Annotated in this window: 26 protein-coding genes; 11 read left to right on the top strand and 15 right to left on the bottom strand. The window is 62.5% G+C overall.

Annotated elements, in window-relative coordinates:
- Window position 1: 1 nt before the first annotated feature.
- Window positions 2-604, bottom strand: a complete 603-nt coding sequence (locus LY622_RS19425; protein ID WP_234292382.1) for an amino acid synthesis family protein — start codon at window positions 602-604, stop codon at window positions 2-4.
- Window positions 605-955: 351 nt separating this feature from the next.
- Here LY622_RS19425 and LY622_RS19420 point away from each other — a divergent pair, with 351 nt between their 5' ends.
- The 6 genes from LY622_RS19420 to LY622_RS19395 all read left to right on the top strand — a co-directional run bounded on the left by LY622_RS19420 (window position 956) and on the right by LY622_RS19395 (window position 8,316).
- Window positions 956-2,533 (top strand): BCCT family transporter, encoded by a 1,578-nt coding sequence (locus LY622_RS19420; protein WP_234292381.1) that lies wholly within the window; start codon window positions 956-958, stop codon window positions 2,531-2,533.
- Between the two features lie 23 nt (window positions 2,534-2,556).
- Window positions 2,557-3,600, top strand: coding sequence for an LLM class flavin-dependent oxidoreductase (locus LY622_RS19415; protein WP_234292380.1), 1,044 nt, complete (start codon window positions 2,557-2,559; stop codon window positions 3,598-3,600).
- A gap of 51 nt (window positions 3,601-3,651) precedes the next feature.
- Entirely contained in the window at window positions 3,652-5,118 is a 1,467-nt protein-coding gene (locus tag LY622_RS19410) for an NAD-dependent succinate-semialdehyde dehydrogenase (RefSeq protein ID WP_255762644.1), read from the top strand.
- A 134-nt stretch (window positions 5,119-5,252) separates the two neighbouring features.
- Window positions 5,253-6,293 (top strand): zinc-dependent alcohol dehydrogenase family protein, encoded by a 1,041-nt coding sequence (locus LY622_RS19405; RefSeq protein ID WP_234292379.1) that lies wholly within the window; start codon window positions 5,253-5,255, stop codon window positions 6,291-6,293.
- Between the two features lie 39 nt (window positions 6,294-6,332).
- Window positions 6,333-7,196, top strand: coding sequence for a LysR family transcriptional regulator (locus tag LY622_RS19400; protein WP_234292378.1), 864 nt, complete (start codon window positions 6,333-6,335; stop codon window positions 7,194-7,196).
- A 112-nt stretch (window positions 7,197-7,308) separates the two neighbouring features.
- The gene (locus LY622_RS19395; RefSeq protein WP_234292377.1) at window positions 7,309-8,316 is read left to right on the top strand and encodes a zinc-dependent alcohol dehydrogenase family protein; all 1,008 of its coding nucleotides are present in this window, start codon (window positions 7,309-7,311) and stop codon (window positions 8,314-8,316) included.
- On the opposite strand, the gene LY622_RS19390 is transcribed toward LY622_RS19395, so the two are convergent.
- On the bottom strand, window positions 8,313-9,128 hold the full coding sequence (locus LY622_RS19390; protein ID WP_234292376.1) for a helix-turn-helix domain-containing protein: 816 nt from the start codon (window positions 9,126-9,128) through the stop codon (window positions 8,313-8,315). The genes LY622_RS19395 and LY622_RS19390 overlap by 4 nt on opposite strands.
- A gap of 109 nt (window positions 9,129-9,237) precedes the next feature.
- On the opposite strand from LY622_RS19390, the gene LY622_RS19385 reads away from it, so the two are divergent.
- Entirely contained in the window at window positions 9,238-9,558 is a 321-nt protein-coding gene (locus LY622_RS19385) for a DUF1330 domain-containing protein (RefSeq protein ID WP_234292375.1), read from the top strand.
- A gap of 16 nt (window positions 9,559-9,574) precedes the next feature.
- Here LY622_RS19385 and LY622_RS19380 read toward each other — a convergent pair whose 3' ends face one another.
- From LY622_RS19380 to LY622_RS19365, 4 genes are all read right to left on the bottom strand, one after another.
- Window positions 9,575-10,111, bottom strand: coding sequence for a GrpB family protein (locus LY622_RS19380; protein WP_234292374.1), 537 nt, complete (start codon window positions 10,109-10,111; stop codon window positions 9,575-9,577).
- An 80-nt stretch (window positions 10,112-10,191) separates the two neighbouring features.
- A complete protein-coding gene (locus LY622_RS19375; RefSeq protein WP_234292373.1) occupies window positions 10,192-10,956 on the bottom strand; it encodes an alpha/beta fold hydrolase in 765 nt (254 codons plus the stop codon).
- A gap of 68 nt (window positions 10,957-11,024) precedes the next feature.
- The gene (locus LY622_RS19370; RefSeq protein WP_255762643.1) at window positions 11,025-12,146 is read right to left on the bottom strand and encodes a bifunctional AfsR/SARP family transcriptional regulator/alpha/beta hydrolase; all 1,122 of its coding nucleotides are present in this window, start codon (window positions 12,144-12,146) and stop codon (window positions 11,025-11,027) included.
- The gene (locus LY622_RS19365) at window positions 12,147-12,641 is read right to left on the bottom strand and encodes an AfsR/SARP family transcriptional regulator (protein WP_234292371.1); all 495 of its coding nucleotides are present in this window, start codon (window positions 12,639-12,641) and stop codon (window positions 12,147-12,149) included.
- A gap of 214 nt (window positions 12,642-12,855) precedes the next feature.
- Here LY622_RS19365 and mddA point away from each other — a divergent pair, with 214 nt between their 5' ends.
- Window positions 12,856-13,605, top strand: a complete 750-nt coding sequence (gene mddA, locus LY622_RS19360; protein WP_234292370.1) for a methanethiol S-methyltransferase — start codon at window positions 12,856-12,858, stop codon at window positions 13,603-13,605.
- Window positions 13,606-13,705: 100 nt separating this feature from the next.
- A complete protein-coding gene (locus LY622_RS19355) occupies window positions 13,706-13,909 on the top strand; it encodes a putative motility protein (RefSeq protein ID WP_066451583.1) in 204 nt (67 codons plus the stop codon).
- Between the two features lie 138 nt (window positions 13,910-14,047).
- Here the strand turns inward: LY622_RS19355 and LY622_RS19350 are convergent, their stop codons facing one another.
- Genes LY622_RS19350 through LY622_RS19315 form a run of 8 tightly spaced genes read right to left on the bottom strand, consistent with a single transcriptional unit; the run spans window position 14,048 to window position 18,241 of the window.
- Window positions 14,048-14,743 carry an aspartate/glutamate racemase family protein gene (locus tag LY622_RS19350; protein WP_234292369.1) on the bottom strand — a complete coding sequence of 232 codons (696 nt, stop codon included), beginning with the start codon at window positions 14,741-14,743 and terminating at the stop codon, window positions 14,048-14,050.
- 19 nt (window positions 14,744-14,762) lie between these two features.
- Window positions 14,763-14,936 carry a VOC family protein gene (locus tag LY622_RS19345; RefSeq protein WP_234292368.1) on the bottom strand — a complete coding sequence of 58 codons (174 nt, stop codon included), beginning with the start codon at window positions 14,934-14,936 and terminating at the stop codon, window positions 14,763-14,765.
- Complete coding sequence (locus tag LY622_RS19340; RefSeq protein WP_234292367.1) at window positions 14,923-15,324, bottom strand: GFA family protein; 402 nt, start codon at window positions 15,322-15,324, stop codon at window positions 14,923-14,925. Before LY622_RS19340 ends, LY622_RS19345 begins: the two co-directional genes overlap by 14 nt.
- Before the next feature lie 51 nt (window positions 15,325-15,375).
- Window positions 15,376-16,197: a formate/nitrite transporter family protein gene (locus LY622_RS19335; RefSeq protein WP_114478419.1), complete on the bottom strand. Its 822-nt coding sequence runs from the start codon at window positions 16,195-16,197 to the stop codon at window positions 15,376-15,378.
- 49 nt (window positions 16,198-16,246) lie between these two features.
- On the bottom strand, window positions 16,247-16,951 hold the full coding sequence (locus LY622_RS19330) for a DUF899 domain-containing protein (RefSeq protein WP_234292366.1): 705 nt from the start codon (window positions 16,949-16,951) through the stop codon (window positions 16,247-16,249).
- Window positions 16,952-16,963: 12 nt separating this feature from the next.
- A complete protein-coding gene (locus LY622_RS19325) occupies window positions 16,964-17,359 on the bottom strand; it encodes a VOC family protein (RefSeq protein ID WP_234292365.1) in 396 nt (131 codons plus the stop codon).
- Window positions 17,332-17,883, bottom strand: a complete 552-nt coding sequence (locus tag LY622_RS19320) for an SRPBCC family protein (protein WP_234292364.1) — start codon at window positions 17,881-17,883, stop codon at window positions 17,332-17,334. Before LY622_RS19320 ends, LY622_RS19325 begins: the two co-directional genes overlap by 28 nt.
- On the bottom strand, window positions 17,870-18,241 hold the full coding sequence (locus LY622_RS19315) for an ArsR/SmtB family transcription factor (RefSeq protein ID WP_234292363.1): 372 nt from the start codon (window positions 18,239-18,241) through the stop codon (window positions 17,870-17,872). Before LY622_RS19315 ends, LY622_RS19320 begins: the two co-directional genes overlap by 14 nt.
- A 292-nt stretch (window positions 18,242-18,533) precedes the next feature.
- Here LY622_RS19315 and LY622_RS19310 point away from each other — a divergent pair, with 292 nt between their 5' ends.
- Window positions 18,534-18,974 carry a cupredoxin domain-containing protein gene (locus LY622_RS19310; RefSeq protein ID WP_234292362.1) on the top strand — a complete coding sequence of 147 codons (441 nt, stop codon included), beginning with the start codon at window positions 18,534-18,536 and terminating at the stop codon, window positions 18,972-18,974.
- A gap of 52 nt (window positions 18,975-19,026) precedes the next feature.
- Here LY622_RS19310 and LY622_RS19305 read toward each other — a convergent pair whose 3' ends face one another.
- Window positions 19,027-19,368 carry a hypothetical protein gene (locus LY622_RS19305; RefSeq protein WP_234292361.1) on the bottom strand — a complete coding sequence of 114 codons (342 nt, stop codon included), beginning with the start codon at window positions 19,366-19,368 and terminating at the stop codon, window positions 19,027-19,029.
- A 161-nt stretch (window positions 19,369-19,529) separates the two neighbouring features.
- Between LY622_RS19305 and LY622_RS19300 the strand changes: the two genes are divergently transcribed.
- Window positions 19,530-20,420 (top strand): LysR family transcriptional regulator, encoded by an 891-nt coding sequence (locus LY622_RS19300; RefSeq protein ID WP_234292360.1) that lies wholly within the window; start codon window positions 19,530-19,532, stop codon window positions 20,418-20,420.
- The last annotated feature ends 13 nt before the right edge of the window (window positions 20,421-20,433 follow it).

Raw genomic sequence — 20,433 nt, 5'->3', positions numbered from 1 at the left:
CTCAGTCGTTGGTGCCGGCCTGCTCGGCCTCGTCGGCAAGTTCTTGCAGGTCCTGGTAGCGGTTGCCGATACGCGGGTGCAGACGACCGCCATCGGCGGCACCCAGAGCGACGAGGATCTCGTCATGGCGTGGGGCGTCTTCGATGCGCATTTCCAGGGTGACGTAGTGCGAGCGGAAGCCCTCGTCATGCTTGTGCATCATGGGGATCTGAATTGAGCTGCCCGGCCCGCCACGCTTGTTGGTGAAGCTCAGGTAGCTCTTCGCACCCACGGCATCGCGATAGTGGTTGCCGAAGCGCAGGGTGTGAATGATGGCCGAGGCGTGTTCGATCTCACCATCGGCGCCGACTACCGCTGCCTTGCCATACGCCTCGATGGCATCGCCATCGATCTCCTTCAGTACCAGCTCGACGAGCTGCTGGCCAAGCGCAGAGCAGCCACTGCGGATTTCCGGAGCCAAGTCCTCGACAAAGCCGCGGCCATGCCAGGGGTTGGCGATCACCGCTGCCACGCCAAGCATGGTCACTGGGCGCTCTCCCTGCTTGCCCCCCTCGATGTAGGTCGTCTCGCGGTAGGTCGCGATCTTGCGGATTTCAAAACCCATCGTCGTCTCCGTTGTTCTGCCCCGTTCAGGTGGCGGTCACTGTCTCAAGCATCTTGGCATACCATAATACCGAAATCAAAATCTGGCAACGCTTGCCTGGTGACAAGCCAACGATGGGAGCGGGAGTTCTTATGAAACTTCTTTTTAAATTATTGATAGTTAAGAATATTTTTATTCTTTGTGGGGGGAGTAAGGATCGAGAGCGAATAAGTGCTTGCGTATTGTATTATGGCATACCAAAATGTTTTCGAGCCATGACAGCCCTTAGGTGCATGGCTTGATGCGTCGCTAGGCTCGTATGCCCTTCAGGCACAGCCACAACTACAAGACAACTATAGGGAGAGACTCCCCATGCCAGACTCTCGACAGGCCACCCCAAGGCGCGGTGTGTTTGCCGGCGTGGACAGGACCATGGCGATCGCCTCGATAGCGATGGTGGTCGCCTTCGTCCTCTTCACCGTGCTGCAGCCAGCACTGGCCAACAGCATTTATCAGGGCGTGAAGCAGTTCATCGAACAGGAACTCGGCTGGTATTACATTCTGACGGTGAATGTGGTGCTGATCGTCACCATCGGGATCATTTTCAGCCCCTATGGCAAGTTACGTCTGGGGAACGATGATGAGCGTCCTGAGTTCTCCAACTTCACCTGGTTCGCCATGTTGTTCAGCGCCGCGGTGGGGACAGGGCTGCTGTTCTGGAGCATCGCCGAGCCATTGAACCACCTGCAGGGCAACCCGTTCATCGCCATGAGCGGCGTTGAGCCCTACTCCATGGAAGCGGCTCAGACGGCCCTTAGCATCACTATCTTCCACTGGGGACTGCACGGCTGGGCGATCTATATTCTGGTCGGCGCCATCCTGGCCTATTTCGCCTATCGCAAAGGACTGCCATTAACCATCCGCTCGGCTTTCTACCCTCTGCTTGGCGAGCGCATTCACGGGCCGATCGGCCATGCCATCGACCTGCTGGCCATCTTCGCCACGCTGTTCGGTACCGCCACCACCCTGGGGCTCGGGGTCTCGCAGATGAATGCGGGGCTGAATAGTCTGTTCGGCATGGAAATCAGCAGCACCAATCAGGTCCTGCTGGTGCTGGGCGTCACCGTGATGGCGACCCTCTCGGCCGTCTCCGGGCTCAAGAAAGGCATTCGGCTGCTCAGTGAATGGAACATCTATCTCAGCATGATCCTGTTCGCCTTCTTTATCCTGGCCGGGCCGACCATCTTCCTGCTGGCGACCTTCACCAACAGCGTGGGGGATTATCTGTCCAACGTCGTGAGCATGGGCTTCTGGACGAATTCAGATCCCGAAAGCCAGTGGCAGGGCTGGTGGACGCTGTTCTATTGGGGCTGGTGGCTCTCCTGGGGCCCGTATGTCGGTATTTTCATCGCTCGCATATCGCGCGGACGCACCCTTCGTGAAGTACTGCTCGGTGGAATGTTGGCTGCCACCTTGGGCGCCGGGGTCTGGATCGTCATCTTCGGTGGCACGGCGCTGCATCTGCAGCTGTTCGGTGGCGTTGATCTTGCCGCGGTCGCAAACACGGACGTGACCAAGGTTCTGTTCCAGACCATTACTGCCTTGGACGTGCCGTGGGCCACCACCTTCATGATCGGCATGGCGACGGTGATGATCGTGACCTGGTTCGTGACGTCCGCCGATTCGGGCACGCTGGTCATCTGCACCATCCTGGCCAAGGGCAACCCGCATCCTCCGCAGCTTTACCGTGTCATCTGGGGCCTGGGGCTTGGTGCCACTTCCGCCGTGCTGTTGCTGGCGGGAGGCCTCGAGGCACTGCAAACGGCCGCCATTGCCGCCGCCTTTCCCTTCTCGCTGGCCTTGCTGGTCATGGCCTACTGCATGATTAAGGCACTGAGTGAAGAAGGGCGTGACGCCGACATCGCCGTGAAGCAGACGGAAACTTCGTAAGATCCTATATCAGGAGAATCAAGATGCAGTTTTCACTCTTTCTGCATATGGAACGCTACCACCAGCATGAGAGTCATCGTCAGCTGTTCGAGGAGCTCTGCGAACTGGTGAAGATCGCCGAAGCCGGTGGCTTCCGTACGGCCTGGATCGGTGAGCATCACGGCATGCAGTTCACCTCATCACCCAGCCCAACGGCCCAACTCGCCTATCTGGCGGCGAAAACCGAGAGTATCCGGCTGGGGGCGGGCACCTTCGTGGCGCCGTTCTGGGATCCGATCCGCCTGGCCGGTGAAGCCGCCATGCTCGATGTGATCAGCGATGGCCGGCTCGAGTTCGGCATCGCCCGCGGTGCCTACCAGTTCGAGTTCGACCGCCTTGTCGATGGCATGTCGGCGGCGGAGGGGGGCCAGGCACTGCGCGAGATGGTGCCGGCAATTCGTAGCCTGTGGCAGGGCGACTATGCTCACCAGGGCGATGTCTATCGCTTCCCTGTCACGACCAGCGTCCCCAAGCCCATCCAAGAATCGCTTCCGCCGATGTGGATCGCGGCCCGTGATCCCAACTCTCATGACTTCGCCGTTAAGAATGGCTGTAATGTCATGGTGACGGCCTTGATGAAGGGTGACGAGGAGGTGGCGGATCTGGCGAAAAAGTTCGATACGGCCTGTGCTAACCATCCCGATATGCCGCGTCCCGATCTGATGCTGCTTCGCCATACTTATGTCCACGAAGAGAGTGATCCGGAGGGCTGGAGAAGAGGTGCCGAGGCGCTCAATCTCTTCTATCGCTACTTCCTGGCATGGTTCAAGAACGATCAGCAGGCGGTCGATGGTTTCTTCGAACCTGTGCCTGAGGAAGCCGTAGCTGACAATCCTGAGTTCGCGTTGGAAAGCCTGCGTCGCAACATGATGATCGGTACGCCGAATGAATTGGTCGATCGACTCAAGGGCTACGAGCGATTGGGCATCACTGAGTACAGCTTCTGGACCGACAATACGCTCTCCTTCGACGAGAAGAAGCGTTCGCTCGAGCTGTTTATCAATGAGGTCATGCCGCACTTTCGTTGATCATGGGGTGAGAGCCAACTGCTCAGACGCAACTTGCACCTGGAGTCGATAATGACATTGCAATTGAAAGATCCGGGACTGCTGAAGACCCAGGCTTATATCGATGGCCAGTGGGTGGCCGGTACCGACGGTGACAGCTTCGAGGTGACCAACCCTGCCACCGGTGACGTGATCGCCAAGGTGGCAAACGTTGGTGCGGCGGAAGCCCGGTTCGCCATCGAGGCGGCTCACCGCGCCCTGCCGGCCTGGCAGGCGAAGACCGCCAAGCAGAGGAGTGTGATCCTGCGTCGCTGGCATGACCTGATGCTGGAGCATCAGGATGACCTGGCGCTGATCATGACCTGCGAGCAGGGCAAACCCCTGGCCGAGGCCAGGGGCGAGGTGGCCTATGGGGCGTCATTCATCGAATGGTTCGCCGAGGAAGCGAAGCGCGTCTATGGCGATGTGATTCCGACCTTCGCCCATGATCGCCGCCTGGTCACCATCAAGCAGCCCGTGGGAGTGGTGGCGGCTATCACGCCCTGGAATTTCCCCAATGCCATGCTGGCCCGCAAGGCGGCGCCTGCGTTGGCGGTGGGCTGCACCTTCGTCATGAAGCCGGCCAAGGAAACCCCGCTGTCCGCTTTGGCCATGGTCGAGCTCGCCGAGCGTGCCGGAGTACCGGCTGGTGTACTGAACCTGGTAGTGGGGGAGAGTTCCAGCGAGATCGGTAACGAGCTGACCGGCAACCCCCTGGTGCGTAAGGTGACCTTCACCGGCTCGACCCCAGTGGGCAAGCAGTTGCTCAAGCAGTGCGCCGAGAGCGTGAAGAAGGTATCGATGGAGCTGGGCGGCAATGCGCCGATCATCGTATTCGACGATGCGGATCTGGACCAGGCCGTCACCGGGGCGTTGGCCTCGAAATACCGTAATGCCGGCCAGACCTGTATCTGTGCGAATCGCATTCTGGTCCAAGAGGGTATCTACGACGCTTTCGTGGAGAAATTCACCGCGGCGGTGAGCGAGTTGAAAGTTGGCAATGGCCTGGACGAGAACGTGACCATGGGGCCGCTGGTCAGCGAGCGTGCGGTACGGGAGGTGCATGAGAAGGTCGAAGAAGCCTTGGCCCAGGGAGCCAGGGCGACGATTGGCGGCACGCCCGACAGCCAAGGTGCCTGCTTCTATCGCCCCACCGTGCTGGTCGATGTCGACAGCGACATGCGGGTGTTTCGCGAAGAGATATTCGGGCCGGTGGCACCGATATTCCGCTTCAAGGACGAGGCCGATGCCATTGCCATGGCCAATGACACGGAGGTGGGGCTCGCCTCCTATCTCTACACCCGCGACCTCGGCTGCGCATGGCGCGTCTCCGAGGGGCTTGAATATGGCATGGTGGGCGTCAACGAGGTGGGTATATCCAGCGAAGTGATCCCCTTCGGTGGCATCAAGGAGTCGGGGCTTGGCCGCGAAGGTTCCAAGTACGGGCTCGAGGACTATCTGGAGGTGAAATACATCTGCATGGGAGGGCTGGATAGCTGAATTGCACCTCAGAGCACCGGTTCGTTGGCCTCATGATGCGTGCCTCCAGGCTATGTTGTACGCTTGCGATCCGGTGTTCCAAAAAACAGCAATGAGGCTTGCGTAAATGAACAAGCCGCAAGTGAGGACCTTCCATGAAAGCCGTGGTGTATGAGGCCTTTTCAGCCCCACCGCAAATCAGGCAGGTTCCCGACCCGATGCCGGAAGCGCATGGCGTCGTGGTAAAGGTGATGGCAACGGGAGTTTGCCGCAGCGACTGGCATGGCTGGGTCGGTCATGATCCCGACATTGCGCTTCCCCATGTTCCTGGACACGAACTGGCGGGCATCGTCGAGGCGGTCGGCAAGGACGTGCAGAAATGGCGCGTCGGGGATCGGGTTACGGTCCCGTTCGTCGGTGGCTGCGGCACCTGCCCCGAGTGTTACTCGGGGAACCATCAGGTCTGCGACAGCCAATTCCAGCCCGGCTTCACCCACTGGGGCTCCTTTGCCCAATACGTGGCGATCCACCAAGCGGACGTCAATCTGGTGGCCCTGCCGGAGACGCTGGATTTCGCCACGGCGGCCAGCCTGGGATGCCGTTTTGTGACGTCGTTTCGCGCCGTGGTCGACCAGGGCAAGGCATCCGCGGGGCAGTGGGTGGCGGTCCACGGCTGCGGTGGCGTCGGCCTGTCTGCGATCATGATCGCCAACGCGGTGGGCGCCAACGTCGTGGCCATCGACATCGCGGAAGACAAGCTCAAGCTGGCCCGCGAGCTGGGCGCGGTGGCCACCGTGAATGCGGCCGAAGTAGCGAACGTCCCCGAGGCCGTCATCGAAATGACGCGCGGCGGTGCCCACGTGTCGCTGGATGCGCTGGGACACCCTAGCACCTGCTTCAACTCGATCAGCAATTTGCGCAAGCGCGGCAAGCACGTCCAGGTCGGGCTCATGCTGGCCGAGAACAGCACACCTGCCATTCCGATGAGCAAGGTCATTGCCCATGAACTCGAGATACTGGGCAGCCACGGTATGCAGGCCTATCGCTATGGCGCCATGCTCGACATGATCCAGGCGGGAAAGCTGGCGCCCGAGAAACTGATCGGCAAGCGGATCGATCTGGAGCAGTCGATCGATGCGCTGATGGGCATGGACAAGTTTCAGGGTGCGGGGGTGACCGTGGTGACCGAATTCTGAGCGGCGAGCAGGGCATGCCATGCCGAGGGGCGCCCGATCGTGAATGAGCGGATGCTGCACTGGGACGACCTGCGCGTGGTACAGGCCATTGCCGAGGCGGGTACGCTCTCGGGCGCCGGACGGCGACTGGGGGCCAGCCACGCCACGGTGTTCCGGCGGCTGAATGCCATCGAGCGGCGCCTGGGCGTGGCGCTGTTCGAGCGCTCGCGCACGGGCTATGCGGCCACGGCGGCGGGGGAGGACCTGGCGGCTACCGCCGCCCGTGTAGCGGCCGAAGTGCATGGCGCCGAGCGGCGCGTGGCGGGGCGCGACCTGCGCCTCTCCGGCAGCATCCGCGTGACCACCACCGATACGCTGCTGATGGGGTTGCTGTCGCCGATCTTCGCCGATTTCCAGCGCGCCCATCCCGAGATCGTCCTCGAGGTGGCGGTTTCCAACCAGCTGTTCAATCTCTCCCAGCGGGATGCCGACGTGGCGGTGCGGCCCTCGTCGTCGCCGCCCGAGCACCTGGTGGGGCGGCGGGTCGGCTCCATTGCCCAGGCGGTCTATGCCCGCGCCGATAACCACAGCGATGCCTGGGTTGGGCCGGATCGCCACCTGGGCTATGCCGCGCTCGATGTATGGATGGTCAATAACGGTGCGGACGAGCGCTGCCGCTACCGCGTCGACACCATGTTCGGCATGCTGGCCGCCGCCCGCGATGGGCTCGGCCGCGCCGTGCTGCCCTGCTATCTGGCCGATGCCGAGCCGGCGCTTATGCGCCTCGGCGAGCCGATTCCCGAACTCGCCACCGACCTGTGGCTGCTGACCCATCCCGACCTGCGCCGGGTGGCGCGTATCCGGGCGTTCATGGCTTTCCTGGCCGAGGCCATTGGCGCACGCGAAAGGCGCCTGACAGGCTGACGGAAGATACCCGGACCAGTTCCGGCGACAAGGTTTGCGCGTGCCTACCAAGGCTGCCATGGTCATCACGAAATAGCGGTGGTTTCTATACGATGAGGAAAGGAGCGCAGAGATGAAGGTCGTTACCCTGAAAAGCCCCGGCGGGCTGGACCAGCTACAAGTCAGCGAGCGGGAGGCGCCCGGAGAGCCGAGACCGGGTGAGATTCGCGTGCGTGTACATGCCAGCTCCCTTAACTTCCACGACTACGGCGTGGCGTCCGGCATGATCCCCACCGAGGACGGTCGCATCCCCATGTCAGATGGGGCGGGCGTCGTCGAGGCGGTCGGCGAAGGTGTCGATGAGTTCGCCGTGGGCGATGCGGTCGTCTCCACCTTCTTCCCCTACTGGCTCGACGGCCCGGCGCGGGTCGGCGACTTCAAGACCACGCCTGGCGACGGCGTCGACGGCTATGCCCGTGAGCGGGTGATCCGCCCAACCACCTGGTTCACCCACGCACCCAGGGGCTACAGCCACGAAGAGGCTGCCACCCTGACTACCGCGGGGCTCACCGCCTGGCGTGCGCTGGTGGTGGACGGCAACCTCAAGGCCGGCGATACCGTGCTCACCCTGGGCACCGGCGGCGTCTCGATCTTCGCCCTGCAGTTCGCCAAGGCCATGGGCGCACGGGTGATTTCCACTTCTTCTTCTGATGAGAAGATCGAAAAGCTCAAGGAGCTTGGTGCCGACCACACCCTTAACTACAAAGCGGAGCCTGAGTGGGGGAAGAAGGTGAAGGCACTGACCGATGGCCAGGGCGTCGACCACGTGATCGAGGTGGGCGGCCCCGGCACCATGCCGCAGTCCATCGATGCCGTGCGCATCGGCGGTCATATTTCGCTGATAGGGGTGCTGACCGGTCGCGGTGGCGAGATTCCCACAGCCAAGCTGATGGCCAAGCAGGCGCGCCTGCAGGGGCTGATCGTCGGCAGTCGCATCCACCAGCAGGAGATGGTGCGCGGCATCGAGGCCAGCGGCGTACGCCCGATCATCGACAGCACCTTCGGGCTTGAGGAGATAGCCGACGCCTTCCGCCACGAGGAGGCGGGGCGCCACTTCGGCAAGATCTGTCTGTCGTTCTAGCCAGCCGGCACAGGCGCGGCCAATTGCTGCAGCGCTTTCTGGGTGGCCGTGTCCGCTGGGAAGAACGACTCGATGGCGAGTTCCTCCAGGGTGATGTCGAGCGGGGTGCCGAATACCGTGGTGGTGCTCAGCAGCGACAGCACGAGGCCATCCGGCATGGCCAGCTCCAGCGGTACTACGATGCCGGCATGACTCGATCTCGAGACCAGATGAGGACGAGCCCCGGCGGGCACCGGGTAGCCCTTCAGTTCTTCGCTGAGCGAGGCAAGCGCCGGGTCGGCCGTCGTGTCGGCCTGGCGGGCCAGGCGTTCGAGAATATGCGCACGCCATTCGCGGAAGTTGCGGATGCGCGACGCGAGCCCCTGGGGATGCAGGGTGAGCCGCAGCACGTTGACTGGCGGCTTCAGCAGTGTGGGGTCGATGCCGACGAGCAACCGCTCGAGCGGGTGGTTGGCCATCAGCAGATGCCAGTGACGGTCGACTGCCAGCGCCGGGTAGGGGGCGTGGCTCGCCAGCAGTCGCTCGATGACGCCGCGAACCGTCTCGAGTTCCGGCGCATCGATGCCGCGTTCGCCGAAGGCCGGGGCGAAACCGGCAGCGAGCAGTAGCCGATTGCGCTCGCGCAAGGGAACGTCCAGCTGTTCCGTCAGGCGCAGCAGCATTTCCCGGCTCGGCAAGGCACGCCCGGATTCGACGAAGCTCAAATGGCGCTGGGAGATGTCGGCTTCGGTGGCGAGCGCGAGCTGACTCAGCCGCCGCCGCTGGCGCCACATCTTCAACAGCTGCCCGGGGGTGTGGGAGGTCGTGGTCATGGACCTAGATTAGCGCCAAGCAATATGGCTGGCTATTACCTCGCAGGTAATCGCCAGGCTGTGCGCGGTGGGTGAAGCTGGTGGCGAAACTCACCACAGGAGCATTGCCATGACCGCCTACGCCATCGCCCGATTGCAGGACGTCACCATGGGGCCAGAGATCGTCGAGTACCTGGAGAAGATCGACGCCACCCTGGCCCCCTTCGGCGGCCAGTACCTGATCCACGGCGGTACCACCCAGGTGCTGGAAGGGAGCTGGCAGGGTGACACCATCATGCTCGGCTTTCCCGACCTGGATCAGGCCCGAGCGTGGTATCGCTCCGAGGCCTACCGGCGCATCCTGCCGCTGCGTACCGCCAACGCCGTGGGCGACGTCATCCTGGTGGAGGGCGTGGCGGAAGGGCACCGGGGTATCGATATTCTCGGCTGAGGGGGTTCGAGCTATGTCAGCCCGTCTCGACGACCGAGCGCACGAAATCCCCCTTGGCCCGGGTGTAGGCCTCGCGATCTTCCCGGTGGCAGGAGGCCAGCTCGCGCTTGAGGGCGGCGTAGCGAGCGGCCAGCGAGGAATCGGCGCGCAGGGCGTCGCGAAAGGCCAGCCGCTGGTTCCACAGGTCACCGTCGTGGACCACTACGTGCAGATGGTGGGTGCGTCGTCCGTTGGCGTGGCGCATGAACCAGCGGCGGTCGGTCAGGCTGGCGTTGAACTCTCGTGATGTCACGTAGCCGTAATCGAGAATTGGCTCGAACAGGTCATCGGCCATGGCCATGGAAGCGACACCGGCCATGACGTCGATGATAGGCTTGGCCGGCATGCCGGGAATGGCGGTACTGCCGATGTGTTGCACGTCGAGCAGCTCGGCGGGGAAGCGCTTCAGCAAGCGCTCGCGCTCGGCGTCGAAGCGTGCCGGCCAGGCGGGGTCGTAGCCTACCAGGCGCACCGGTTCATCAATGGCCTGCTGCAGCGACTGGGCTTCGTTCATCAGGGCTCCCGTAGCAAGACATCGCCTCTACGAAAACCAGGGCTATCAGCGAGCCCTGGGGGTCGGCTGTAACTTGCGCTTCATACGCTGGCAGGCATTTCGCTGCGCTTGATGTGCGCCAGAATAGCAGGTGCCAGTCTTTTGGCAGCATAGAAAGTCTGAACGTGATCGGCATTGTCGATACGTACCAGGCGTGCCTCGGGAAGCTCACTGGAGAAACGCTCCACCTGCGGCAAGAGGGGATCGTTCTCGCCAACGAACATCAGGCAAGGGCAGTGCAGCTTGCTGGCGATACCCGCAAGCGCTGGCCGGTCGTATGCCACCGCGGCGGCGAGTGCTTGTGGATCGTTGGCTTGAATTCTCCGTATGCCACTATCCGTCATGTGGCCTCCCGCGGCCTGCTGCACGAGCCTTGCCCAGCGAGACATGCCGCCGGCGACGCCGATTCGGTAATGGCTCATGTCCTGGCCATAGGGATGGATGCCGCCAAGGGCCATGGAAAGCAGCCTGTGCGGTGCCGCATCGGCCAGGCCAAGGCCGATCCAGCCGCCCATCGAGTAGCCGAGGTAGTGCACGCGTTCGAGTCCAAGCGTGTCGATGACGGTCAGTATGTCAGCAACGCGATGGGCGAGCTCGTAGGCCGTCGGCGAATGCGGCTTGTCACTGAAACCGTGCCCGCGAGCATCGATCATGATCAGGCGGAAATGACGTCCGAGCCGTTTTACCCAGCCCGCTTCATACCAGCCGGAAATGCTGTCGCTGAAACCGTGCTGAAGGACCAGCGGCGGACCCTCTCCAATTTGCTGAAAGTGAATCTTGACGGGGTGATTGACGACATAAGGCATGGGGAGACTCCGTTTCATGGGTCAGGAGTCTTGGGATATAAAACCTGTGGCGTCCCCTGGTCGTCCTTTCAGGTGTTGCGGCGCGTTCCTGCCAGAGTCCCTAGAAAAACGTCCAGGTGGTGCAGGAGCGCACTGGTATCTCCGACCCACCACCAGTGATCGTCACCGGGGAGTTCCACCCATTGTGCATTGGGGATAGCGCTGGCCAGGAAACGGCCGTGCTCGACCGGGACCGCCTTGTCGTCGCGTCGATGCAGCACCAGGGTGGGGCAATCGATCTCTACGAGCAGAGGCCGCACGTCGATCGTCTTCAGCGCCTCGAAGACCTGTCTTACCGTGGCAGGGCTGGCAGCGAGCCGAAGCGCTCGCGCCCACCAGGCGCGCCGTTCGACATCGTGTGCCCAGCCGGGGGCGAAGCGTTCGATGCAGGCGGGCCCGCCCCAGTCGTCGATCAGTGCGTCGACGTGGGCATCGTAGCTCTCCTGTGGGTAGCCCCATGGGTAGTCGTCCGCTCGTAGAGCGCGGGCCAAGGTGCCGTAGAGAACCAATCCAGTGACTCGTGCCGGTGAGGATGCGGCCAGGGCAAGGGCAGCCGGGCCGCCCTCCGAAACGCCCAGCAATACCGCCTCCTCGATGCTCTCCGCATCAAGGATGGTCAGGAGGTCCACCGCCGTATGCTGCGGTGTCGCCGCATAGTCGACACGGTCGGATAGCCCCACGCCACGCTTGTCGAAGCACACCACCCGGGCCATGCGCCCGAGCGCCTGCATGAAGCTGGCAAGCTCCGGCTGGTCCCAATAGAAATCGAGATGCGATACAAAGCCAGGTAGGGCCACGAGGGTCAGCGGACCCGCCCCATGCAACCGATAGGCAACATGGACGCCGTCGCTGACCACATATCTGACCGGCGTCGGTGCGCTCATCGGCACGATGGCGAGGGGAAAGTCGCCATGCGCAATGGCCTGACGGATGTTCTCGGTGCTCGCCTGTGGCCTGACCCCGAGTTCCCGCATGAGTATTTCGCGACACTCTTCGTACCGGCGTAGGGCGGCTGCCGGTTGCCCTGATTCCGCATGTAGCCGCATGAGCAATTGGTAAGTTGGCTCGTGCAGGGAGTCGAGCGACAGCCTTCGATTTGCCTGGGCGATGGCCGCCTCGTAGTCGTCGGCCGCGGCTGCGGCATGCGCCAATTATGTCAGCGCTTCGCCGAATGCTTGGCGCAGCTCCTCGGCTACCCGGTCCTGCCAGTCTGCGAAGTCCTGACACTCGGGGATATGGAAGCCCAGGAGAAAGTCGTCGGCATACAGTGAGCTCGCATGACGTAACGCGACGAGCGCCTCTTTCGTGGATAATCGACCGCCGTGCCGTTCGAGCAATTCGCGAAAGGCGACGGCATCGGTCGAGGCCACGATTCTGGGCGCAAGAGCTATGGTTTGCGGTGTCGTGATGAACATGCCGTCGCCGAGCTGACGTACCAGTCGATGCAGGGTGCGACGCAAGCAGGCCCGACCGTCTCCGGCGGGTGCCTCGGGCCATAACAGCTCCGCCAGCCGGTCGCGACTGAGAGGCTTGCCGACCATGGCGAGATAGGCCAGCAGCGCCAGCCCCTTGCGCAACTTGATCGGCACGGTTTGGCCCTGTTGTTCCAACCGAGGATAGCCAAACAGGAAAAGGTTCAGCGGCACACTTTCGTCCTCTCAAGATGGCAGCCTGTGGGGCATGGCCAGGAGACGTACAGGCGACGCCAGCCAGGCAAGCTGATGCAGAGTCAGGAGTGGCAGGGCAGGGGTGGCGTCGTTGCGCAGCGATTCATCTCGAGTTTAAACAGTAAACGGCCCTATCGCGATCCGACTCTCCCATCCTCCAAGGATGCCAATCCATACCAACCAGGAGATGACAATGCGTTGGATAACGATGTTTTATGCAGCAGGAGCCTATCTATTGTTCTGGCTGTGCTCCGCCTATTTGATTGGCTTTACGGCCGATTTCCTTGTACCTCGAACGATGAATCGTGGCCCCGTCAGCGAAACGGGGTTGGCACTGCTGATCAATGCCGGTCTCATCCTGCTGTTCGGCGCGCAGCATTCGTTCATGGCGCGCCAAGGCTTCAAGCGCTGGTGTCGGCGCTGGCTGCCGGAACCGATGGAGCGCAGTACCTATGTGCTGCTGTCGTCCCTCATGCTTGGCCTGTTGTACTGGGGCTGGCGGCCGTTGCCGCAAACGCTGTGGTTGGTTGAAGGCGGCGGAGCCGTGGCACTGTGGCTCCTGTTCGGCCTGGGGTGGGCTCTGGTGGTACATGCCACCTTCCTGATCAGCCATGGGGAGCTGCTGGGTGTCAGTCAGGCCTATCGACATCTTCGTGGCAAAGCCTTCTGCGAGGTAGGGTTTCGCACGCCAGGGTTGCACCGTATCGTGCGTCATCCGCTGATGCTGGGGCTCCTGTTAGCGTTCTGGGCGACCCCGCACATGACCGCTGGCCATTTGCTGTTTGCGGCCGGCATGACACTCTACATATTCATCGGCATCCACTTCGAGGAACGTAGCCTGGTCAGGGCCTTTGGTGATCGCTATCTCGCTTATCGGGCCGCGACGCCAATGCTGCTGCCTAGCTTGAAAACACTGCATCGCTGGCGAGCGTCTCGCTCATAGGCCCCTTTGGGCCGAGGCACTCGGGACAGGGCTTTTTGCCATGCTCTCCATTCGCTGTTAGCGTTGGAAAGCAGTAGAACCAAGCAAAGGAGCGAAGGACATGGATTCAGCCGTCAATACCATCGTCGGCCAGTCGCTGGTCATGCAGCAGGCCCAGGCCGCGCAGCAGGTGCAGTTGGAGGTCTACAAGGAAGCTCTGGACATGCAGAAGGATCAGGTCGCCGCCCTGATGGCCTCGGCTTCGGTGGCACCGCAGTTGGCCAATGATGGCATGGTGGGCACCCACATCAACACCTACGCCTAGGCTTGGCCGAAAAGTGTCTGCGCTTGGCCATACGGCGTTAAAAATCAGCTCAAAGTACTCATTTACAACTTGTAAACTCCGTCTTTTCCCTGATTTTTGCCTTGTCTGGCCTTCGCTCGAAGACTTTTCAGCTCAAGCCTATCTCTGTAGTGCCCACTTCACCGATTCCTCGGCGTGAATGGCCGTGGTGTCGTAGAGCGGCACCGCGGTATGGCTCTGCTGCACCAGCAGGGCGATCTCGGTACAGCCGAGGATCACCGCCTCGGCACCCTGCTCGCGTAGCGACTCGATGATTTCCAGATAGTCCTGCCGCGACGCCTCCTTTACCTGGCCCAGGCACAGCTCGTGGTAGATCACCTCGTGTACGAGGTCGCGCTGAGCCTCGTCGGGCACCAGCACCTCGATGTCGAATCCTTCGGCGATACGCCCCTTGTAGAAGTCCTGCTCCATGGTGAAGCGGGTGCCGAGCAGGCCGACGCGACGAATGCCGTCGCCGGCCAGGCGCTGTGCCGTGGCGTCGGCGATGTGCAGCAGCGGAATCGAGACCGCTTCGGCAACCTGCGGAGCGACCTTGTGCATGGTGTTGGTGCCGATCAGCAGGAAGTCCGCACCGCCGGCCTCCACGCTGCGGGCAGCCTGGCTCAGGATCTCGGCGGTGGCGTCCCAGTCGCCGGCGTGCTGCAGCCGCTCGATCTCGGCGAAGTCGACGCTGTACAGGCACAACTTGGCTGAGTGCAGCCCGCCCAGGGCGGCTTTAACGCCCTCGTTGAGCGCGCGATAGTAGCTGGCGGTGGATTCCCAGCTCATGCCGCCGAGCAGGCCGATGGTCTTCATGGCGTTTCCGTGCTCCTCATCATTCCTCGATTTCCCAGACAGGGTTCCAGGCCACTTCCCACAGCTGGTAGTCGGGGCCCTGGAAATAACCGGCATAGCCGCCCCAGAAGGTCTCGTGAGCGGGTTTGGTGATCGTGGCGCCGGCGCTTGTCGCCTGCTCCACCCCGGTGAGGTGAAATTCAGGGTAGATCAAGTTGTCCCTGCGGGTAGTGCTCGGCTGCCTTCTCATCGTGCAGCCATGATACATCGTGTGAGCACCAGATATGCTGGACCGGCTTCGACCCGGGATCGTTATCGAGGGTAGCAACACGCAAGATGACATGCGGCTGACCGGGGCGTTCGGCCATCAAATGGGAGCCACAGTGCGAGCAGAAGTGACGCAGTTTGCCTGGTGAAGACTCGAAGGCGGCGAGTGCGTCGTTCCCCTTCAACCAGCGGAAGTGAGTGCGCAGCACGCCAGCGGTGGCAGCAAACGGAGCCGCATGGGCTTTCTGGCAGGTGCGGCAGTGGCAATGGATGATTGGCATGTCGAGCTGATCCACTTCGTACTCAACGGCGCCGCACAGGCAGCTTCCTTTCACAAGTTCTCCTTTTGAGTCCAGGATTGGCATGAGCGTGAGAAAGATGGCAACTCATGAGGGACGATCATCCGGCTTATCCGGGGTGCGCAGGTAAGCGAGCCAATACACGCCGGCGACCAGCAGGGTACCACCGACGATATTGCCGGCACTGACCACCACGAGATTGACGAGCGAGCCTGTGAGCGTCACCGTCGCTTGCCCATCCAGGGCGAGTCCGAGCGGCAGGAAGAACCAGTTGGCGATCGAATGCTCGAATCCCAGGGTCACGAAGGCGCTGATCGGCAGCAGAATGGCCAGGATCTTGTCGGTGACGCTGTGGCCACCCATAGCCAGCCATACCGCCAGGCATACCAGCACGTTGCACAGGATGCCTCGAGCGAAGGCCTCGCTAAAGGAGAGCGCTGCCTTTCCGCGGGCGATCTGAAGCGCTGTTTCCCCCACGTTGCCCCCGCCAAGGCTGGCAATGTCGGCCCACACCACCAGGAGCACCGTACCCAGGCAGCCGATCACGTTGCCTAAATAGACCAGCCCCCAGTTCCTCAGCACCTCGCGGGTAGTGATCAACTGGCTCGCCCAGGCCATGGCCAGCAGATTGTTGCCGGTGAACAGCTCGGCGCCGCCAATCACCACCAGTACGAGGCCGAGGCAGAATCCCAGTCCACCGAGCAGGCGGGTCACACCGAAACCCAGACCGGAATCAGTCATGATGACGGTGAACAGGAGGGCGCCGAGAGAAATGAAGGCACCGGCGAGCACGGCCAGTACCAGCAGGGTCAGGGCGTCCGCGCGGGCCTTGGCCACGCCCATGCTTTCCACGCGTCGTGCGATCTGGCTTGGCTGATAGGCGTCGCCAAACAGGTATCCTTTATCCATTGAGTCGACCCACCCATGTCAGGATATCGTGTGCCCTCACTATAGCGGGTCACGTCTCATACTCGTCGTGGCGACGGTTCCACACGTAGGGCGGCGTTTGCGGCCATCCTGGCGGTGAGACCTCCCAGCTCTCCTGGCGACCGTAGGGCGTCAGGTCCAGGTAGGTCCACAGGCTGCCGAGGTATTCCACGCCGCGTTTGCCGCTGAAGTAGGTCCGGTAGATACGCTCGCCGTCGCGCAGAAAGACGCTGATGCCATGGCGCTCGCCGCGATCGGTGTCGGGAGCATGACAGTTGCAGCTCGTCACGCCCATGTCCTGGTTGAAATCGCTACCGAGCGATGAGTACCACGTCGGGTGCTGCCAGCCCATGCGAGCCTGATAGCGTAGAAGCTTTTCCCTCGATGCACGGGAGACCAGCACCAGGGTGGTGTCGCGGGCGTGCAGGTGGGCGGGGTGGGTCATGGCGTCCACCACCCAGGAGCAGCCGTCGCAGCCGGCCTCCCAGTCGGGGCCGAACATGAAATGGTAGACGATCAGCTGGCGGCGCCCCTCGAACAGGTCGAGCAGGGTAGTTTGACCCTGTGGCCCGTCGAACATGTAGTCGGCGCGCACCTCGACCATCGGCAGGCGTCGGCGGGCGGCGCTGAGCCTGTCGCGTTCCCTTGTGTGAGCCTTCTCGCGGGCGATTTGCGCTTCCAGGGCGGCGCGCCATTCGCTCTCGGAGACGATCGGAGGCAGGGGCGAGGTCGTCATCGTGCCGCTCCTTCAAGCCAGGTTGAGCTGCCACGACACGCCGAAACGGTCGTTGAGCCAGGTGAAGCGCGTGCTGAAGCCGTAGTCGTCGGGTGGCATCAGCGTCTGGCCCTGTTCCGACAGCTGCTCGAGAAGCCGCTCGAACTCTCCGGCGCTTTCGCACTCGACGAACAGCGATATCGAAGGCGTAAACGTGAAATCGTGCTTAACCGGGCTGTCGATACAGGTGTAGCGCCGGCCCGCCAGGGTGAATTCGGCCTGCTTGATGCTGCCTTCCCTGCCCGGTTCCTCGGGGCCGTAGCGCTCGAGCCGGACGATGTCGGAATCGTCGAACAGCGAGACATAGAAGCGCATGGCCTGCTCGGCATTGCCTTCGAACATCAGCTGCGGGGCGACATGATGTGGCATCGGTACTCCTCCTCCAGGCGCTCGAAGGTGGGCCAGAAAGGGGCGGGGCGGCGGCCCTGCAGCACGCCTTCCAGCACGGTGAGGTGGGTATGCCAGCCGCTGGCCACGTTGACCATGGTGTCGTCATCGGCGAGGCGACGATGGGTCACCACCAGGCGTACCTGATCGCCGGCCTCGCTGAGTTCGAAGGTCACCTCCGATGGGGCTTCGTTGCCCCCGCCCCAGGTCCAGGCAAGCATGTGGGGCGGCTCGCAGCGCAGCACCTGGTGGTGCGTCGTGAAGCTGCCGTCGTACTGGCGAAACCGCTCGCTTGGTGGCGTCCTGTCGGGCGTCAGTTCGGTATTGTGGAAGTGCAGAGTGAAGGCGCTGCCTGCACGCGCTTCCATGGCGCCGGGGGCGAGCCACTGGCCACGCTTGTCGGATTCTGTGAGATAGGCCCACACCCGCTCGATGGGTCCCGGCAGCAGGCGCTCGAAGCGGATGCTGTCCTCGGTGATTGGCCGGCCGTGGTTAGCGTCGTTCATCTGCCTTTTCCTCCTCTGGCGGCTTGCCATCGGGTGCAGCCTTCAGCGCCGCTTCCAGCGCATTCAAGCGCTGGCTCCAGAAGCCTTCGTAGAAGCTTAGCCACTGTTCCGCCGCAGCCAACGGCTCCGGTTGCAGCCGACAGTAGTGGGCGCGTCCTTCGATGCGCCGCTCCACCAGGCCAGCCTGCTCCAGCACGCGAACGTGCTTGGAAACGGCAGCCAGTGACATGGGGAACGGCTCGGCCAGCTCGCCGACCTTGCGCTCACCGGCTGCCAGCCGCTCCAGCAGCAGGCGGCGGGTGGGGTCGGCCAGGGCGTGAAAGACCCGGTCCAGGACGATTGTCTGTTGTTCAACCATATGGTTTAAATAGATCATCGGTGAAGGCTTGTCAACCAACTGGTTGAGCATTGAGTGGTCATTGACGAGGGGGAGGCGATGTCGGTCGACTTCCTCGTGGGATGTGGCTTCGTGGCCCGCTATTCTGGAGTGGATAAATGGTGTCTCCTGCTTCACAAGCACTGTGTCAGTTAGTGTCGACTGAGGCGACCAAGAGAAACCCGAAAAAGCATGGCAGACCCTCGTTCCTGCATGGCATTGGGAGCAGCGAGGGCACGCTCCTCGCGGTGATGATGTGTAACCAGAGGCAGACATGATGGTAGCCGACAAAAAGACATACGGAAAAATCATCCGGGTGGGAATGCTGATGATGGCGGCGTTGATTACCCTGGCCACGAGCAAGGCCTGGGCCAATGCGGAGCCATATGTGGCCACGCCCGACGGCGACGGTGTACAACGTATCCGCCTCGTCGGTGGCAGTTATTTCTTCGAGCCCGAGCATATTCAGGTCAAGGTGGGCGTCCCGGTGGAACTGGTGGTGAGCCGGGAGCGCGGCCTTGCGCCGCATGACCTGGTGATCCAGTCGGAGGCCTTGGGGCTCGATATCGAAGAGGAGCTGGAGCGTGAGGAGAAGGTCATCCGCTTTACTCCCCAAGTGCCGGGTCGGGTGGTCTTCCATTGCGGGAAAAAGTTGCCGTTCCTGCCCAGCCACCGCAACAGGGGAATGTCCGGTGTGCTGGAGGTGGTGGAGTGAGCCGGTGACGGACAAGCCCCCCGGCGACGGTTCGCCAGAGGGCCTTGGGGTCTCAACCAAGCAGGGAGAAATGGCCCTGCCGGGCCTTGCGTAGCGCCCGGCGCTTCACCAGCGCCTGCTCCGCGTCTTCCTTCAGCGGCAGGCGCGATGCCCACAGGATGTCGTCGCGGTGATGGCCCATGTCCTCGAGGATATGGTCGTCATGGGCCAGCAGCGGCAGGAAGCGCTGGTGAAACTGCCGCCGGCGCCGGTATTCCCACCACTTGGTTTCGAGCTTGTGGATCAACCCCAGCGGGGGCATGGCCGGCATGAAGAAATCCGGCTGGGGCGGTGGGGTGGGGCGCTGCTTGTTGGCCACCGAGTTGGGCTGGCGAAGCGGTTCGTACTGGCTCATGTCGCACCTCCTGGCAGGCAGCCGCCATATGGGACGGTTGCCATGCACTCTTATGGATTAAGGGAGGGTCGCGACCTCTGGGGATAGCTTGGCTTGGCGAGTTTGATCAGGCAAACGAAAAGGTCTACATTGTGCTATAAGAAAAATTGAAAGGTTGCCCCATGACAGCTGTCACCCTGCCGAACGGCAATAGCGCCCTGCCGCTACTCGACTCGGATGTGTTGCGCACCTTCGTCGCCATTGCCGAATGCGGCAGCTTCACCCGAGCCGCCCGCCAGGTGTTTCGCACGCCCTCGGCGCTCAGCATGCAGATCAAGCGTCTGGAAGAGACGCTGGGCCAGGCGCTATTCGTACGCGAGGCCCGTCAGGTCAGACTCACGCCGGAAGGGGAGATACTGCTCGGCTACGGGCGGCGTCTGCTCAGGCTCAATGAGGAAGCAGTGACCCAGTTTCTGTCCCCTTCCTTGGAAGGGCGCATCGGTTTCGGCACGACCGATGATGTGGGCACACGAATCCTGCCAGGCGTGCTGGGTCAGTTCGCCCGCTCGCACCCGGCTGTGCAGGTCGATGTGGTCGTGGGCAGCAGTCGGGAGATGCTCGCCCGCCTGGACGCTGGCGACCTTGACCTGGTGTTGGTTACCGCCGGCAATCCGGGGCAGGAAGTACGCGGCGAGATCGTGCACAGCGAGGCGCTGGTATGGGCGGGGCGGGAAGGCGGTATCGCTGCACAGCGCTCGCCGCTACCGGTAGCCCTGGCACATCATGGCTGTGCCTGGCGGGGGATGGCTCTCGACGCGCTGGACCATGCCGGTATGAGCTATCGGATCGCTTATACCTGCGAGCATTGTGCCGGTCATGAGGCAGCCATGCTCGCCGACCTGGCCGTGTCGCCTTTTCCGCTCAGCTTGATTCGTCCACCGCTGCGACGGATCGACTCTAGCCTGCTTCCGCCGCTGGGTGACTACCAATTGGAGCTGGTCAAACGACCCGGTGCGGGCCAGGCCAGTGAGGCTCTGGTGGGGTATGTGATGGACGCCTTCCGCAAGACCTGAGCGTTCTCCCGTG

The sequence above is a fragment of the Halomonas alkalisoli genome (genome assembly GCF_021412585.1).
GTDB lineage: Bacteria > Pseudomonadota > Gammaproteobacteria > Pseudomonadales > Halomonadaceae > Halomonas > Halomonas alkalisoli.
The sequence above is the reverse complement of the archived record's forward strand: the minus strand, read 5'-3'. Positions and strand labels throughout refer to the sequence as shown.

Coding starts and splice junctions, on each gene's coding strand:
- LY622_RS19425 (WP_234292382.1), bottom strand. CDS start 604: ATGGGTTTTGAAATCCGCAAGATCGCGACCTACCGCGAGACGACCTAC.
- LY622_RS19375 (WP_234292373.1), bottom strand. CDS start 10,956: ATGCCTTATGTCGTCAATCACCCCGTCAAGATTCACTTTCAGCAAATT.
- LY622_RS19395 (WP_234292377.1), top strand. CDS start 7,309: ATGAAGGTCGTTACCCTGAAAAGCCCCGGCGGGCTGGACCAGCTACAA.
- LY622_RS19380 (WP_234292374.1), bottom strand. CDS start 10,111: ATGAACGAAGCCCAGTCGCTGCAGCAGGCCATTGATGAACCGGTGCGC.
- LY622_RS19415 (WP_234292380.1), top strand. CDS start 2,557: ATGCAGTTTTCACTCTTTCTGCATATGGAACGCTACCACCAGCATGAG.
- LY622_RS19325 (WP_234292365.1), bottom strand. CDS start 17,359: ATGCCACATCATGTCGCCCCGCAGCTGATGTTCGAAGGCAATGCCGAG.
- LY622_RS19310 (WP_234292362.1), top strand. CDS start 18,534: ATGATGGTAGCCGACAAAAAGACATACGGAAAAATCATCCGGGTGGGA.
- LY622_RS19320 (WP_234292364.1), bottom strand. CDS start 17,883: ATGAACGACGCTAACCACGGCCGGCCAATCACCGAGGACAGCATCCGC.
- LY622_RS19330 (WP_234292366.1), bottom strand. CDS start 16,951: ATGACGACCTCGCCCCTGCCTCCGATCGTCTCCGAGAGCGAATGGCGC.
- LY622_RS19420 (WP_234292381.1), top strand. CDS start 956: ATGCCAGACTCTCGACAGGCCACCCCAAGGCGCGGTGTGTTTGCCGGC.
- LY622_RS19335 (WP_114478419.1), bottom strand. CDS start 16,197: ATGGATAAAGGATACCTGTTTGGCGACGCCTATCAGCCAAGCCAGATC.
- LY622_RS19410 (WP_255762644.1), top strand. CDS start 3,652: ATGACATTGCAATTGAAAGATCCGGGACTGCTGAAGACCCAGGCTTAT.
- LY622_RS19405 (WP_234292379.1), top strand. CDS start 5,253: ATGAAAGCCGTGGTGTATGAGGCCTTTTCAGCCCCACCGCAAATCAGG.
- LY622_RS19390 (WP_234292376.1), bottom strand. CDS start 9,128: ATGACCACGACCTCCCACACCCCCGGGCAGCTGTTGAAGATGTGGCGC.
- LY622_RS19385 (WP_234292375.1), top strand. CDS start 9,238: ATGACCGCCTACGCCATCGCCCGATTGCAGGACGTCACCATGGGGCCA.
- mddA (WP_234292370.1), top strand. CDS start 12,856: ATGCGTTGGATAACGATGTTTTATGCAGCAGGAGCCTATCTATTGTTC.
- LY622_RS19305 (WP_234292361.1), bottom strand. CDS start 19,368: ATGAGCCAGTACGAACCGCTTCGCCAGCCCAACTCGGTGGCCAACAAG.
- LY622_RS19315 (WP_234292363.1), bottom strand. CDS start 18,241: ATGGTTGAACAACAGACAATCGTCCTGGACCGGGTCTTTCACGCCCTG.
- LY622_RS19300 (WP_234292360.1), top strand. CDS start 19,530: ATGACAGCTGTCACCCTGCCGAACGGCAATAGCGCCCTGCCGCTACTC.
- LY622_RS19355 (WP_066451583.1), top strand. CDS start 13,706: ATGGATTCAGCCGTCAATACCATCGTCGGCCAGTCGCTGGTCATGCAG.
- LY622_RS19350 (WP_234292369.1), bottom strand. CDS start 14,743: ATGAAGACCATCGGCCTGCTCGGCGGCATGAGCTGGGAATCCACCGCC.